The organism is Flavicella sp. (assembly GCF_029238425.1).
Lineage (GTDB): Bacteria > Bacteroidota > Bacteroidia > Flavobacteriales > Flavobacteriaceae > Flavicella.
The window spans coordinates 1-15941 of record NZ_JAQWGB010000042.1 but is presented as its reverse complement, the minus strand read 5'-3'; the positions used below and the strand labels follow the sequence as shown (position 1 = coordinate 15941).

The following is a 15941-nucleotide window of genomic DNA, read 5'->3' as shown; positions in this document are numbered from 1 at the left end:
ATTACCTGAACCTGAATTGGCATCAACTCCAGTATGTATTTGAATTAGTTGCGATGTACCAATCATACGAATTTCTCCATATCAATCTTTTATTTTCTCAAAGAAAATAAAAACAGTATTCCATATGCTACATTAAGTCCTTTGCCCATTGATTTCTCTTCCGAACTAATACTACAGTATTGTCTTTTATCATGTAGTAAAGACAGTCTCACAAAATAAAACTAACATAAAAGAGCAGCATAAAACAACCTAAACTTATATAAAAACTTGAAAACAACAGAAATCTTAAACTATAAAAAACACAAACATTCATAATAAAAACTCAAATCTTATATAGAAACCTATCATAAATTAAAGTTCACGTACTATAAAATTCCTTTATCAATGAAATAAAGCCACACTCTCTACAAGGTCTAGAACAAAAAAAACACCTTCATTAGTAAAATGAAGGTGATTCTATGTATTAATATTTGACAAAACTTAATACCAGCGTTTTTTCTTTTTCTTAGACGCTTCAGACTTACGTCCAGGACGGTGCTTGCTTCCTTTTTTCTTATGGACCTCTGGTTTGGCTTTTGGGTCTAAAGGATAAGGATGTTCCGTTTCAACAGATATATGGGTATTGATTAATTTTTGAATACTGGCTAAATACGGTTTTTCATCTGCAGAACACAAAGAATAAGAAGTTCCTATCTCTCCAGCTCTACCCGTTCTACCGATTCTATGCACATAAGTTTCTGGAATATTCGGCAAATCAAAATTCACTACCGCATCCAAATCTTTTATATCAAGACCTCTTGCGGCAACATCAGTAGCTATTAAAATATTTACTTCTCCCTTTTTGAACCTATTCATGGCATCTTGCCTTTCAGATTGTGGCTTATCTCCATGAATACTATCTACCTTATAGCCATTTTTCAATAAACTCTTCTCCAATTTATCTACTCCGAACTTAGTACGTCGGAAAATAATTATGTTTCCTTTGATTGTATTTCTCAACAAATAAAGGCAAAGTTCTATTTTTTGAGGTTTTGGAGTATAATATAGAACCTGGCTTACCGTTTTGACCACAGAAGAAGTTGGAGCAACTTCAACCTTTTCTGGATTTTTTAATATAGTTTCTGCCAGCTGAACTACTTTATGTGGCATGGTTGCTGAGAACAATAAAATCTGTTTCTCAGACGGACATAGCCTTTCTATTTTCTTAACATCATCGATGAATCCCATATCTAGCATTAAATCTGCTTCATCCAAGACTAAAGTCTCTACAAAATTAAGGTTCACCATTTCCTGTTTATGCAAATCCAAAAGACGACCAGGTGTTGCAATCAAAATATCCACACCTGCATCTAATAGTTTTTTCTGAGGCTCAATAGAAGTTCCTCCAAAAACAACAGCGGTTCTTAACACAGTACTCTCCGCATAAGATTTAAAATTCTCTTCTATTTGAATTGCTAATTCTCTAGTAGGACTTACTACCAAAACTCTAACTTTTCTACCTCTTTTAGAAGAATCTTGTCTGTCATATAAGTTTTGGAGAATTGGCAGGGCAAACGCCGCTGTTTTACCAGTACCTGTCTGAGCAGATGCAATTACATCTTTCCCTTCTAGTACCAATGGGATTACTTGCTCCTGCACTAATGTAGGTTGCTCGTATCCTTTTTGTACCAGTGTTCTTACTAGCGGTTTGTTTAGTTTTAAATCTTTAAATTCCATATTTCTTTTTTCCCTGACTATACTTCTTCTTCGTATGCTTTCATCTCTTCATCATAAAACTCAGATGCTTCCTCAATAAATCCCGCAACTTGAATTGACAATTCCTCTTCATCGCTACCGATAAGATCATCCATCATTTCAATTTCATCATCTTTTAAATTGATAATAAACCTAGGAAACTCTGTATGAATCACAAAAATATCATCCTCATTTGCCTTTGTATTATCTCCTAATAAAAACTTTGGTAACTCCATTATATACTTTTATTTAAATATTTTTTTTAAGATCCTATTTACAGCTTTCCACTGTTTTCTTTGATCATCCTATTGGTCAATTTATCGAAGCGAAGATACAACATAATTGCAGATATCGTTAACGATACTAGCATCCCTATCCAAACTCCCAACGCTTCTAATTCTGTTTTCAAGCCTAAATAATAACTTACTGGAAATCCAATAATCCAAAATGCCACAAAAGTTATCACCATAGGACATTTTACGTCCTGTAAACCTCTTAAGGCTCCTAAAAAAACGACTTGAATTCCATCTGATATCTGAAACAATCCAGCAACAATCAACAATTGTGCTGCTATCATTACTACTTCTGTATCTTCTATATATAAAAGAGGCAATACATCTTTTAAAAGTATAAACCCGGCTGCTAGAAACAAATCGATGATCAACATCAGAAATAAAACTGACATGGCTATTCTTTTCATGGAAACAAAATCTTTCCGACCTTTTTGATTTCCCACACGAATGGTAGCTGTTACACTTAAACCAACCGCTATCATATAGGTCATAGTTGCCAAATTCAAACTTATTTGATTCGCAGCCTGAGCCTTGGTTCCAATCATTCCTGTTAAAAGAATACCTCCTGCAAAGATTCCTACTTCAAAAAACATCTGCAAAGCGCTAGGGTATCCCACATTAAACACTTTCGCTACAAACCTCTTTTTAAAATTCGAAAATTTAATTCGATCCACAAAAACAGCAAAAACATCTTTGGTATGTACTATATACATAATAAAACCAAGCATCAAAACTCTCGATATCAATGTCCCTAGTCCTGCACCTATCAATTCCATTTTTGGAAAACCAAACTTTCCATAGATCAATAAGTAATTTAGCAATACATTGATAACATTTGCTAAAATAGCAGCCCTCATTGGATATTTCGTTTGAGACATCCCATCAGAAAATTGCTTGTATGCCTGAAAAAGTAACATTGGAATCATGGAATACATGATAATGTCATAATAAGGAGATGCATATTCAACCACCTCAACGGGCTGATCCATTTTATACATCAAAGGCTTCATCAAAAACAACGCAGCACACAAAACAAGCGATAATATCAAGGACATTAAAATCCCATGCTGAAAGTAATTTTTACCTCTTGCAACATTGTTTGAAGTATGAGCTTCAGCAATCAAGGGCGTTATGGCAAATGTAAATCCAATTCCAACACTGAAAGCAATAAAAGCCAAGCTATTGGCCAAAGATACGGCAGCCAAAGGAGCAGGTCCTAACTCCCCTACCATTATACTATCAGCAAACCCAACAAGCACATGTCCTAATTGCCCCAACATTACAGGATAGGCCAATTGGATGTTCTTTTTAAACTCAGATGTGTAGACTGATAATTTCAAACTTGTTTATTTGTGACTGCAAAGATAGGCTCATTTACTAGAGCATACGTAAATAATTTAAAGAATCTAGCAGGTATCCACCTCAAACAAAACTCAAACTTCGATTTCAGAATCCTTATTTATAGTGATTCTTATTATTAACCATTCGTTCACTTGTTTACAATAAAGTAAAGTTTTTCTAAACCAAAGAACACTTTAGGTTAACTATATCCTTTTGATACAGAGATAGATTTGCATGAAAATAATTAATCCCTAACAACTAATAAAATTATGAGAATTTCAAAAATGTCAATTTTAAGGACTTTAACAATCGCGTTCTTTGCAGTCGCTTCTATTGCATGTACGGAAGATGCTATCAATGGAAATGATGGTGCAGTTGGTGCTGCAGGTGCAGATGGCGCTGACGGTAAAGATTTAATCAACACACCTACAATGTTTGAAAACAAATCGGATTTGAAGCCATTAATCGCGATGGATCCTCAGTTTAACTTTGTTGAATCCTACTCTTTAATAAGTTCAAGTGACTTGTTAAATTTTAACGGTAAAGATTTCAGAATCGGTGGTGGTGCTGATGGTGCTGGTTTTTTACAAAATGGTGAAGGATATGAATATGTTATAAACTTTGAAGATCATTTTGCAGTAGCTCGTCTTTCATTGGATGAAAATTTCAATATTACAGATGCCACTTATTTATTAAATTCAAGTGTAGCTGACTTTGCAAGACAATGTTCTGGTACTATGTGGGAAAAAGATATTCACGGAGGTAGTGAAGATTTATTTTTATCTGCTTCTGAAGCTTTTAGCTATGACGTAAAAGGAATTGACCCTTTGGTTGCAACTCCTACGCCAACTGCTGATTTTGGTTTAGATGCTTTGGGTGAATTTGCTTGGGAAAATGCTGTTCCTTTACCTAAAAATGCATACGCTGGTAAAACAGTTATTATTGGAGGTGATGATGACTCTAGTGATTCTGAAGGACAAGTTACTATGTATTATTCTGAAAGTGGTGATGCTGATTTGACAGGTGGAAAAATTTATGTTTTAAGATTGAAACAAATTTCTGATGGAGCTGATGGAGTAATGGCTGTTACTGCTGATACTCAATACAACGAAGGAGATTTAGACTTCGGTATTACTTACGATGTTGAATTTGTTGAGATTGTTGCTGGTGCATCAAAATCTAAAGACGAAATGGAAACTGCTTGTAATGATGTATTTGCTTCTCAATTCATGAGAGTTGAAGATGTTGATTATCAAAAAGGAACTGACGAATTAGGAAGAAATGTATTTTTTGCTGTAACCGGAAGAGGACCTGGAAGAGGAACTTATAATGACTGGGGAACTATTTACAACCTAGAACTTGATGCTACAAATCCTTTAGTAGGTACATTAACTCAGGTAATTAGTGGTAACACTGATACAAACAATATGGATGGTAACCTTTCAGATCTTCAAAGTCCAGATAATATCTGTGTAACAGAGAACTTCATCTACACACAAGAAGATCCAAATTCTTTTGACAGAGGTCATTCTGCTTACATCTATCAATCAGATCTTTCTGGTAACAACACTAAAAAAGTAATGGAATTAGTGGTACGTCAAGATTTGGACCCAAATAACAGTACTGGTTTTAGTGGTGAATATGGTGCTCTTATTGACATCTCTGACAAAGTAGGAGAACAAGGTACATTTATGTTAGCATTGCAACCTCACTACTGGGAAAACGAAGCTTTTGCAGGAGTTGATGGAGGTACTAATTCTTTGGCTCACCCTTGGAAAAGTGGAGCTCCATATTTAGAAGGATCTCAAATCGTTATTTTAAAAGGATTACCTAAATAATTCTTTACTCAATTATTTTAATTATCAGCAGGTCTTAATCGTATTTATATCGATTAGGACCTGCTATATTTCTTTACTTCTTATTATTTTTCGAATGAAATTCACCAAACCTTTTATTCTTTTTCTTACACTCTTTATTGTTCTATTTACTTCCTGTAAAAAAGAAAAAAACTACACTTCTAAAAACACGAATAATACTTTAGAAGCTGATTACCTTAAATACTGGAAAAAAGTTGATTCCTATTATTTAAACCAAATACAACTTGCTTCTTCTTTAATTGATAGCTTAAACCAAAGTGATCTAAATACAAATCAAAAAAAATACTATTTTGAAAAAATCAGAATAGCCTTTAAAAAAGCAGAACCTTATGCTGGAGCCTTAAATGCTGAAACTACACATAGAGCGAATGGACCTGCCCTTCCAATTTACAATGAAGATAGTGGCAGAATAATTGCTCCTGTAGGGCTACAAAAATTAGAGGAAGATATTTATGAAGAGGGATGTTCAGATGATGAACTCCGAAGAGACTTACACATTCAAAAAGGATTGTTAGAAGGCTTGTCAAAAAACATAAAAAAAAGAGACTTAAATGCACAACGTTTTTTTATTGCTACCCATCAGCAACTAATGCGTTTGGTTAGTCTTTCCATTGTTGGGTTCGACACACCTATAAGTCACCTAAGTATTGGAGAATGTTCCATATCCCTTAATAGCTTACTCTATGTCTATGAAAACTCGATTCAATCAATAATTCTTAGTCAAAATAAAATCCTTGATCTTTCATTTCAAAAAAACATTGAAAGTGCTGTTAGATACGTTGAGAAAAACACTGATTTTGAAACTTTTGACAGATTTGTATTTATTCGTGATTATTTAAACCCTATAACAACGAACTGGGTAGAGATAAGAAAAACCAGCGGATTATGGGATGGTAAAACCAATGGGTCTCCTTTTAATTTTAATGCTCCTACATTTTTTGCAAAAGATGCTTTTAATGATGATTTTTTTGCAAAAACAAACAACCGAGCTCCTAGCAAAGAAATGATTGCGCTTGGAAAAAAATTATTTTTCGATAAAAACATATCAAGCTCTGGTAATATGTCATGTGCTAGTTGTCATGTTCCAGAAAAAGCCTACACCGATGGGTTGCAATTTAGCCCAAATAACATTGGAAAACCTTCTAAGAGAAACACACCAACCCTATTAAACTCAAGCTACCAAAAAGCATTATTTTGGGATGGTAGTGCTGAAAACTTAGAAGCTCAAATAACAGGAGTTTTTACAAATAAAGATGAGTTCGACACGAATACTCATCAATTCTCTTCAGAAATTTTAAAAGATTCCACTTATGTAGATGATTTTAAAACGGTATTTGGTAAAGTTCCAACAAAAAATATTGCTGTTATTCGAGCAATTTCGTCCTTTGTTGCAACGTTAAAAAGCCTTGATTCAAAATTTGATAAAAATATCAGAAAAGAAGAAAATACATTTACCGAAAGTGAAATTTCAGGATTCAATCTTTTTACGGGAAAAGCACTATGCGCCACATGCCATTTTATACCACTAACCAACGGAACTGTACCTCCTTTCTTCAAAGAAACCGAAAAAGAAATCATTGGAGTTCCTAAAACTTCTCATAATAAAGAACTAGATACAGATGTGGGTTTTTATAAAATCTACAATGAAGAAGCACATAAAGGAATGTTTAAAACCCCAACAGTTAGAAATATTTCTAAAACGGCACCCTATATGCATAACGGAGCATACAATACTTTGGAAGAAGTACTAGATTTTTACAATCAAGGAGGTGGAAAAGGTTTAGGTTTCGATGTTCCTCATCAGACATTGCCTTTTGATAATTTAGATTTATCCGAAAAAGAGATAAAAGACATTATTGCATTTTTAAAAACACTTTCTGATCAATAAACCTGAAAATCCAATTCAACAATAACCATGAATTCTTTTCTAAGAATACTGTTGAATTGGATTTTTGTGTTTTTGTACACTATTCAGAATCTAGACAGGATATTGTATTTTGACTTTTTTAGCCATTTATATCTAGATTAAAAACATACGCTGCAGCAATTCGTTTCATTTTGAAAGGCACTCTATATATCTTAGACATGCTAATCAAAACATAAACCAAAATGAAACTAAAATTTACACTCATTGCCACTCTATTTCTAAGTCTTATAATGATCAACTGTTCTTCTGATTCTGTAGAGAGCATTGTTGAAACAGAGGAAACTGAAAAAGAAGGAAATGAAGAAGAAAGCCCGATTGAAGAAGAGCCAGAAGAGGAAGAGCCAGAAGCCACTTTAGCTCCCGTATGCGAAGACATAACTCAAATTGCATTTCCAATTATTGACACAAATGCAACACCTACAGAGAATAAATGTGATATTTTTCTTGAAGAAAATGGAATTGTAGTCATGGAAGCTGAAAACACAAAATCAGATTTAAACCTATGGGCTTTTAGCAATGCAACGTTAATCGGTAGAAAAACATGGGAATCCACTATCCATGAAACTAAGGAAATTACAGACCATAAAGGAACTGGATATATACATTATACAGGAACCTGGCTTAGCTGGAATGATCCTGAACAGGTCTCCCCACTTGAATATACTTTTGAAATAAAAAATGCTGGAATCTACCGACTATACCTTAGATCTTTTAAAAAATTAAACGAAGAAGGAGACAAACATAACGACTGCTTTATTAGAGTTGAAGGATTAGATGGTGCCACTTTTACACCGGGAGAACCAGACCCCTGTATTGAAGCTTATGATTCTAAAAATGTACTTCCTGAAACCAAAACATGGCTATTAAAAAACAACACTAAATTTTATGGAGCTTCTAATGTGAATTGGGTGAATAACATGAGATTAGACACACACAATGCAAGTACCGATGTTCCTCACTACAATAGACCTTTTGCTGTTTATAATTTTAAAGCCAACCAAACGTACAAACTTGTAATTACGGGAAGATCTTTAGGTTTTTATATAGATAGAATTTTATTTGTAGATTTAAACAAATACAAAAACAACAATAACGAAATCAATGCCATATCTAATACAGCCGCTCAAAGCGCCTGTAAATAAAAACTAAAAAAATAAAGCGACTTTAAAAGTCGCTTTATTTTTTTATAATTCTAAAATTGAAAATTCCATTTTTAAGGGATCTAATTCTTTTAACAAGGTCGGAATCAAATTCTCCCCATATTCCTCATAAAACCCAGCAAAATTAACATTTCGCTCTTGAAGGCCTTTTCTTGGAAACAGCGCATTTTGAATTTCCACAACTCTATTGGTCAAATCTGAATATTTTCTTTTTTCGGCTTTTAACAACCTTTTCTCTAAATTCTGCAAGCCCTTTAATTGTTTCTTTTCTTGAGCAGCTAATGCACCTTTAAAACTTGCATCTGTATTCTCTGCAATAGGTTTTAGATCCTCAAATATTTTTTTCAAAAGTTCTTTCTGTTTCAATAAATCTAAATCTAGTTGACAGCATTCTTTGACTACTTTATTAAGTAAATCTGATTGCTTTAAAAACAAATCACGATACTCAAGGTTCAAATTTTTAATTTTCCTTCCTTGTTTTTCAGATGCCAACAGTACAGAATTTCTTAACAATAGAATTGGAAATGAAATTTTAGAGGCTGTAAATAATTCTTTTAACTGCAACCAATAAGCTAGCTCCCCTCCTCCTCCAATATAACATAGATTTGGCAATACTACTTCTTGATACAAAGGACGCATAATTACATTCGGACTAAATTTTTCAGGACTTAACTTTAATTCCTTTAATATTTCTTCCTCTGTAAATTCTATACTTGTATTATTAATTTTATACGTGTTGTTTTCAAACACTATACGCTCTCTTAAATCATTTTCTATATAAAATAAATTTATTTCTCTTGGATTTACTTGAACCTTATAATTCTCCGACAAAAAAGAATTGGTGTTTTCAATAGCCCGAATTGCATACTTCTCTTTCAGTTCTTTTTCTACAAAAGGAACAAATTGTTGTTTTAAAGAAACATTATCTCCATCTATGATTACCAAGCCATATAACCCAAACAATTCATTTACTAAGAATCTCATAGCATCAGTCAAAGACTCGTGCTTTTCATAGGACTCAACAAAAAGTTTTTTCAATTGATCTGAAGTCTTTTTATCTCCTAAAATTCTTGAAAACTCAATAAAAACAACATCAAAATTATTCGTTTTTTTTCTACCGACCGGTCCGGCACTTTCAACATCCCAACTAATTTTATTATCCTCAATAAAAAAGTGATTGATCTCCTCAAAATCATGATCTTCAGTAGCCATCCAATACACGGGAATAAAATTTTCTTTCGGAAATTCTTCTTTCAACTGCTTGCATAAATTAATGGTACTAACAATTTTATATAAAAAATATAAAGGTCCCGTAAAAAGGTTTAATTGATGACCTGTAACTATGGTAAAAGTATTTGACTCTCGCAAAGACTCAATATTTTCAATAGTTAGATTTGAGGTATTTGTATTTGAATATTGATGTAACAAACTTTCAGCCAAAACTTCTCTTGACTCTTTGCTAAATTCACTTCCCTTTTGCTGTATCTGTTTTTTAAAACCTCCCATATCAGGAAAATTCCCGTATAAATGCTTTACAGAATCTTTTCTATCTATATAATCTAGTATCAATTGAGAAAAATATCCTGTAGACTTAAAGGGAATGTGAGTGTTTGGCATGCAACAAAAATCTAATTATTAAACTATGTGTCGGTTTCCACGGTCAACCTAACAGATAAAGCTAAAATAAACAAACTTATCGACTCTAAACAGGGATCATAAATGAATTTAACTATGGTGCTGGAGTAGGGTTCAATGATAATATTATACTTCCCTCAACTGAAAAGTTATGATACAAATCAACTTAATACACCTATTTAGAGCACTCATTATCTGATGAAAAAGAAAATTAATATCAAGATATATCCTCCTTAAATAACTCATTTGTTCTGTTAAAAAAAACAAGATTCATCAAATCTAAATAATACTCGTTGTAATTTTATAAGATAAACTCATCTCATGAAAAAGAACAGTATTACACTAGGGAAAGTATTCGTTATTTTAATTTTCCTAATCCTCTCAACTAAATTTCACTCACAAGAAAAACCTAACTTTAAAAACAACCAAAGTATTTGTTTTATAGGAAATAGCATCACTCAGGACGGAAGATACCACATGCTACTACAAACCTATTTTGCAACAAGATATCCTTCTATAAAATTGAACTACTTTAATTGTGGAATTTCTGGAGATGTCGCCATGGGCATGTTAGATCGATTTGACAAAGATATTTTAATTCATAAACCAGATTATGCATTTTTAATGGTTGGTATGAATGATATAATGAGTTATTTATATGAACCTTCTCTAAAAGTAAATCAGGAAATTTTAAACAATCGACAAAAAGCACTAGAAAATTATTATACTCGAACTGAAAAACTTGCAACCAAACTCGTCAAGAATAATATCACACCGATATTTTTAACTCCTTCTATCTATGATCAAACGTCAACCTTGCTAACAACAAACAAGTTTGGTATTAATGATGCCTTAGAAAAATGTGCGGTTCATATAAGAAAACTGGCTAAAAAACACAATGGTTTGCTCGTTGACTTTCAACCTGAGATGTTGCACCTTAACAAACAAATTCAGAAAGAAGATCCGTCAAAGACAATAATTAGTCAAGATAGAGTTCATCCGGGAGATACCGGTCATTTTATTATGATGAATACTATTTTGAATACGATTGAAAAATCCAATAAAGTTTCAGAAGTAAAAATAAATGCGAAAAAAAGAAAATTAATTTCAACTGAAAAATCAAAGGTCACCTTAGAACCAGACTCAAATATTTTGACATTCAGAGTGAACAATAATTCGCTTCCATTTCCATTAAATAAAAAATATGGAGAAGCCGACCAACTTGTGGATTTCACCAAAAATTATAATAGAGATATTTTAAAAATAACACAACTTAAAAAAGGAACCTATCAACTGATCATCGATAAGATTAAAATTGGATCTTTCACTTCAAAACAACTGAAAAAAGGAATCAACTTGAGTGCCTATTCCAACACACCTCAAAGCACTCAATCCAAAGAAATAGCCAGATTATGTGAGTTATACCATAAAACAAATGGAGATTTAAGAATCATAGGACTTGTTGAATATAAAAATTTAAAAAACTATCAAGGTCCCAACGACCTAGATGCCAAAAGAAGTTACCTTAAAAAACATGTAGAAAAACAAAAAGGAAAAAGTTGGCATCCGTATATCGTCAAAACAACCAATCGGTATTTTGAGGTTGTTCAAAAACAAGATAGTCTCTGGACTGAACTAAACAGACTAAGAGATTTAATTTATTCTGAAAACAAAATCCAAAGTCATAACTATTCAATTATAAAAATAGATTAGAACTATTCAAAAACACTTTTCTTTAAACTTTTAGAATTTATGAAATAATAAATTATTTAACCAAAGAAATCAGTTAATCTGATATTTTCAAATCACAATACCAAAACCCAGTGTCCCAAGTTTCTTGATCTTTCTTTTCTTTATAGCAATCCTCATTCTTCTTGTTTGAATAATTACTACAATTATCATCAGAAGTATCCGTGTTTGCTTTATAGGTTCTCAATACTTTTTCACCAACTTCAAAAGGAACTGGTTTGGTAAATATGGGTCCATCAAAAACAAAGGTATGAAATTCACCATTTTCACCACATACATCAATTCCTTCTGGCAAATCAGCTATAAATTGTTTGTCGATAACTCTACCTACAAAAGATTCATCTAATAATTTTGCATTTACACAAACGGTAATCGCTTTAAAACCTAAATCTAAAAACTCTTTTAGCAATTTTTTGGTGTCTTGTTTCCATAAAGGATACACACCTTCTAAACCAACTTCATTCAGCTTTTTATCACGATATGCCTTTAGATCTTCTAAAAATATATCCCCAAAAACAGCATGTTTGTAGTCAGCCTTTAAAATTTCTTCCATTGCATCTTTCATGATTTTGTCATACAAAGTCATGGTTACATCTCCAGGAAAATGAATTTTCTGTAGGGGTAAACCTATCAGTTCGGCTTGCTTATCAAGTAATTCCTCTCTAAGTCCATGCATAGAAACTCTGCCAAACTCTCCATTGACGTTGGTCAATAAGGTTCCTATTTCAAATTCTTTGTTTTGGCGAATTTTATACAATGCCAACGCAGAATCTTTCCCTGTACTCCAATTGAAATATGCTTTTTTCATTTTTTATATTGGTATAGTTATATGATGATTGGGTTTCCTCCTAAGTTCTTGATACTTCTCGATACAAATTTCACTCATTTTAATCGTGAAATTCACTCGAAGTGACAAGTTTACTAGTGCAATCCCATTAGTTCTCGATACAAATTTCACTTATTTCAATCGTAAAATTCACTCGAAGTGACAATGCCTTTAATTAAACAGGCTCACCATATAAGTCAAAATCTCCAGCTTCTGTGATTTTGACATTCACAAACTGCCCCACTTGCACATAATGTTTGGTTGCATCAATAAGCACTTCATTATCTACATCTGGAGAATCAAACTCTGTTCTACCAATAAAATAATCTCCATCTTTCTTATCGAACAAACATTTGATCGTTTTTCCTACTTTTTCTTGATTCAACTCAAAGGAAATCTGAGATTGAATTTCCATTATTTCAGCAACACGTGCTTCTTTTACATCTTCCGGAACATCATCATTTAAAGTACCCGCATGTGTATTTTCTTCGTGAGAATAAGCAAAAGCACCCAGTCTATCAAAACGAGAGTCAATAACCCATTGTTTCAATTCTTCAAAAATTTCTTCCGTCTCTCCAGGATATCCTACTATTAAAGTAGTTCTAATAGCCATTTCAGGAACTTCTTTACGGAATTCATTGATTAAATTCACTGTTTTTTCATGCGTGGTACCACGACGCATAGATTGTAGAATTTCTGTATTGATGTGCTGTAATGGAATGTCTAAATAATTACAAACCTTTGGCTCATTTCGCATCACTTCTAACACATCCAATGGAAAACCAGCAGGGAATGCATAATGCAAACGAATCCACTCAATTCCATCCACCTTCACTAATTCCTTCAACAACTTAGCTAACTCGCGTTTTTTATAGATATCTAAACCATAGTATGTCAAATCTTGGGCAATCAAAATCAATTCTTTGATTCCCTTCTCTGCCAATTTGGTTGCTTCAATCACCAATTCTTCAATCGGTGTTGACTTGTGTTTTCCTCTCATGATTGGAATGGCGCAGAAAGAACAAGGTCTATCACATCCTTCAGCAATTTTAAGGTATGCATAATGTTTTGGAGTAGTAGTCAAACGTTCCCCAATCAATTCATGCTTATAATCTGCCTCTAAAACCTTTAACAAATTTGGCAAATCATGTGTTCCAAAATACTCATCTACATCAGGTATTTCTTTTTCTAAATCTGGTTTGTAACGTTCACTCAAACAACCTGTAACAAAAACTTTATCTACCAAACCTTCTGCCTTTTTCTCAGCATAATGCAAAATCGTATTCACAGATTCCTCTTTGGCTTTCCCGATAAACCCACAAGTATTAATGACAACAATGTTACCATCATCATTAGCATCTTCATGCACTACCTCTTTATCATTTGCCTTTAACTGCCCCATTAAAACCTCAGAATCATACACATTCTTTGAGCATCCTAATGTCACTACATTAATTTTATTTTGCTTTGAAGACTTTGTTCTCATTGATAGAATAATTTAGAGTGCAAAAATACTCAATACAAATAAGATTACTGATATAATTTACAGAAACCTACAAACAAAAAAAGAGCGCCGTTGGGCGCTCTTTTTTGAATTTAAATATTTTACTTGAAGAAAGAATCTACAAACTCAACCTTATTGAAAACTTGTAAATCATCAATAGCTTCACCAACTCCGATATATTTTACAGGAATTTTGAACTGATCTGAAATTCCAATCACAACTCCTCCTTTTGCCGTTCCATCTAATTTTGTAACCGCCAAAGAACTCACTTCCGTAGCCAAAGTAAATTGTTTTGCTTGCTCAAAAGCATTTTGTCCGGTAGAACCATCTAAAACCAACAATACTTCATGTGGAGCATCCTCCACAACCTTTTGCATTACTTTTTTGATCTTCGTCAATTCGTTCATCAAATTGACTTTATTATGCAACCTACCTGCCGTATCTATAATAACAACATCAGCATCTTGGGCAACCGCTGATTTTAAAGTATCAAATGCAACAGAAGCTGGATCTGACCCCATTTCCTGACGTACGATTGGCACATCTACTCTATCTGCCCAAACTTGCAATTGATCAATTGCAGCAGCTCTAAACGTATCAGCAGCTCCTAAAACAACTTTCTTACCTTGTTTTTTAAACTGTGCTGAAAGCTTACCAATAGTTGTTGTTTTCCCTACACCATTTACACCAACCACCATAATCACGTGAGGTTTATTTGCCACAGGAATAGAGAAATCTGTATCATTCCCTACGTTTGTTTCCGAAAGCAATCCTGCTATTTCTTCTCTTAGAATTTCATTCAGTGCACTAGTACCTACATATTTATCTTTTGCTACACGTGCTTCAATTCTATCAATAATTTTCAAAGTAGTATCTACACCAACATCAGAAGCAATTAACACTTCCTCTAAATCATCAAGTACATCAGCATCCACAGTTGATTTTCCAGCGACCGCCGTGGTTAATTTTTCAAAAAAACTTGTTTTAGTCTTTTCTAGTCCTTTATCTAAAGTTTCTTTTTTTTCTTTCGAAAAAATCTTCTTAAAAAAGCTCATAAATATATCTTAGTGCATTCAATTTTTCAATTCGCAATGAATTCAAAATTACGTAATAATATTAAATAAGAAAAGCTACTTCCAACAAATTGAAAGTAGCTTTAAATATCTTGTATAAGCGAATTACTTTTTAGCTAAAAAGTCTTTCACTTTAGAAGGATCCATAATTGCTTCAACAAAAGTGTAAGCTCCAGTTTTTGGAGATTTCACCATCTTGATAGCTTTAGACAATCTTTTCGAACCTGTCTGTAACGTTGCTACTGATTTCTTTGCCATGTCTTAACTTATTTAATTTCTTTGTGAACAGTCATCTTCTTCAAGATTGGGTTGAATTTCTTCAATTCCATTCTATCCGGAGTATTTTTTTTATTCTTCGTCGTGATGTATCTAGAAGTACCTGGTTTCCCCGTAGCTTTGTGCTCAGTACATTCTAAAATTACCTGAATTCTATTTCCTTTTTTTGCCATCTCTATATATAATTTATAAGAAAAAAGATTATTTTATAAATCCTTTTGCTCTAGCTTCTTTTAATGCTGCAGAAATACCAACTTTATTGATATTCTTTAATGCAGAAGTAGATATTTTTAATGTAATCCATTTATCCTCTTCTGGTATGAAAAAACGCTTTGTAATTAAGTTAGCGTTGAATTTTCTCTTTGTTCTATTCAATGCATGAGAAACATTGTTTCCTACCATTGCTTTTTTTCCTGTAAGTTCACAAACTCTAGACATCTTTAAAACTCTTTTATTGTTATTTTCTAAACGAGGTGCAAATTAACGATTAATTCTAGATACCACCAAACATTTTTCAATAGTTTTTTAATATTTCTTTTCTTAAAA

At 32.9% G+C, this 15941-nt stretch carries 14 protein-coding genes; 4 read left to right on the top strand and 10 right to left on the bottom strand.

The window, feature by feature from the left end; all coding sequences use genetic code 11:
- Positions 1-480: 480 nt before the first annotated feature.
- The 3 genes from P8H68_RS02890 to P8H68_RS02880 are packed head-to-tail and all read right to left on the bottom strand — an operon-like array spanning position 481 to position 3367.
- A complete protein-coding gene (locus tag P8H68_RS02890) occupies positions 481-1716 on the bottom strand; it encodes a DEAD/DEAH box helicase (RefSeq protein WP_300321367.1) in 1236 nt (411 codons plus the stop codon).
- Positions 1717-1733: 17 nt separating this feature from the next.
- Positions 1734-1970 (bottom strand): hypothetical protein, encoded by a 237-nt coding sequence (locus tag P8H68_RS02885; RefSeq protein ID WP_300321365.1) that lies wholly within the window; start codon positions 1968-1970, stop codon positions 1734-1736.
- Between the two features lie 38 nt (positions 1971-2008).
- Positions 2009-3367 (bottom strand): MATE family efflux transporter, encoded by a 1359-nt coding sequence (locus tag P8H68_RS02880; RefSeq protein ID WP_300321363.1) that lies wholly within the window; start codon positions 3365-3367, stop codon positions 2009-2011.
- A 270-nt stretch (positions 3368-3637) separates the two neighbouring features.
- On the opposite strand from P8H68_RS02880, the gene P8H68_RS02875 reads away from it, so the two are divergent.
- The 3 genes from P8H68_RS02875 (at position 3638) to P8H68_RS02865 (ending at position 8314) form a co-directional block, all read left to right on the top strand.
- A complete protein-coding gene (locus P8H68_RS02875; RefSeq protein ID WP_300321360.1) occupies positions 3638-5206 on the top strand; it encodes a hypothetical protein in 1569 nt (522 codons plus the stop codon).
- Between the two features lie 94 nt (positions 5207-5300).
- Positions 5301-7133 (top strand): cytochrome c peroxidase, encoded by a 1833-nt coding sequence (locus P8H68_RS02870; protein WP_300321357.1) that lies wholly within the window; start codon positions 5301-5303, stop codon positions 7131-7133.
- Between the two features lie 221 nt (positions 7134-7354).
- Positions 7355-8314 carry a hypothetical protein gene (locus P8H68_RS02865; RefSeq protein WP_300321356.1) on the top strand — a complete coding sequence of 320 codons (960 nt, stop codon included), beginning with the start codon at positions 7355-7357 and terminating at the stop codon, positions 8312-8314.
- Positions 8315-8356: 42 nt separating this feature from the next.
- On the opposite strand, the gene bshC is transcribed toward P8H68_RS02865, so the two are convergent.
- Positions 8357-9949, bottom strand: a complete 1593-nt coding sequence (bshC, locus tag P8H68_RS02860) for a bacillithiol biosynthesis cysteine-adding enzyme BshC (protein WP_300321354.1) — start codon at positions 9947-9949, stop codon at positions 8357-8359.
- Between the two features lie 339 nt (positions 9950-10288).
- Here bshC and P8H68_RS02855 point away from each other — a divergent pair, with 339 nt between their 5' ends.
- A complete protein-coding gene (locus P8H68_RS02855; RefSeq protein WP_300321351.1) occupies positions 10289-11680 on the top strand; it encodes an SGNH/GDSL hydrolase family protein in 1392 nt (463 codons plus the stop codon).
- Between the two features lie 73 nt (positions 11681-11753).
- Here the strand turns inward: P8H68_RS02855 and P8H68_RS02850 are convergent, their stop codons facing one another.
- From P8H68_RS02850 to rpmB, 6 genes are all read right to left on the bottom strand, one after another.
- On the bottom strand, positions 11754-12524 hold the full coding sequence (locus P8H68_RS02850) for a diphthine--ammonia ligase (protein ID WP_300321349.1): 771 nt from the start codon (positions 12522-12524) through the stop codon (positions 11754-11756).
- 193 nt (positions 12525-12717) lie between these two features.
- The gene (gene rimO, locus P8H68_RS02845; RefSeq protein ID WP_300321346.1) at positions 12718-14028 is read right to left on the bottom strand and encodes a 30S ribosomal protein S12 methylthiotransferase RimO; all 1311 of its coding nucleotides are present in this window, start codon (positions 14026-14028) and stop codon (positions 12718-12720) included.
- Positions 14029-14147: 119 nt separating this feature from the next.
- Positions 14148-15101: a signal recognition particle-docking protein FtsY gene (gene ftsY / locus P8H68_RS02840; RefSeq protein ID WP_300321344.1), complete on the bottom strand. Its 954-nt coding sequence runs from the start codon at positions 15099-15101 to the stop codon at positions 14148-14150.
- Positions 15102-15224: 123 nt separating this feature from the next.
- Positions 15225-15377: a DUF4295 domain-containing protein gene (locus P8H68_RS02835; protein WP_300321342.1), complete on the bottom strand. Its 153-nt coding sequence runs from the start codon at positions 15375-15377 to the stop codon at positions 15225-15227.
- A gap of 8 nt (positions 15378-15385) precedes the next feature.
- The gene (rpmG, locus tag P8H68_RS02830; RefSeq protein WP_152287890.1) at positions 15386-15568 is read right to left on the bottom strand and encodes a 50S ribosomal protein L33; all 183 of its coding nucleotides are present in this window, start codon (positions 15566-15568) and stop codon (positions 15386-15388) included.
- 28 nt (positions 15569-15596) lie between these two features.
- Positions 15597-15833, bottom strand: a complete 237-nt coding sequence (gene rpmB, locus P8H68_RS02825) for a 50S ribosomal protein L28 (RefSeq protein ID WP_300321335.1) — start codon at positions 15831-15833, stop codon at positions 15597-15599.
- Between the last annotated feature and the right edge of the window lie 108 nt (positions 15834-15941).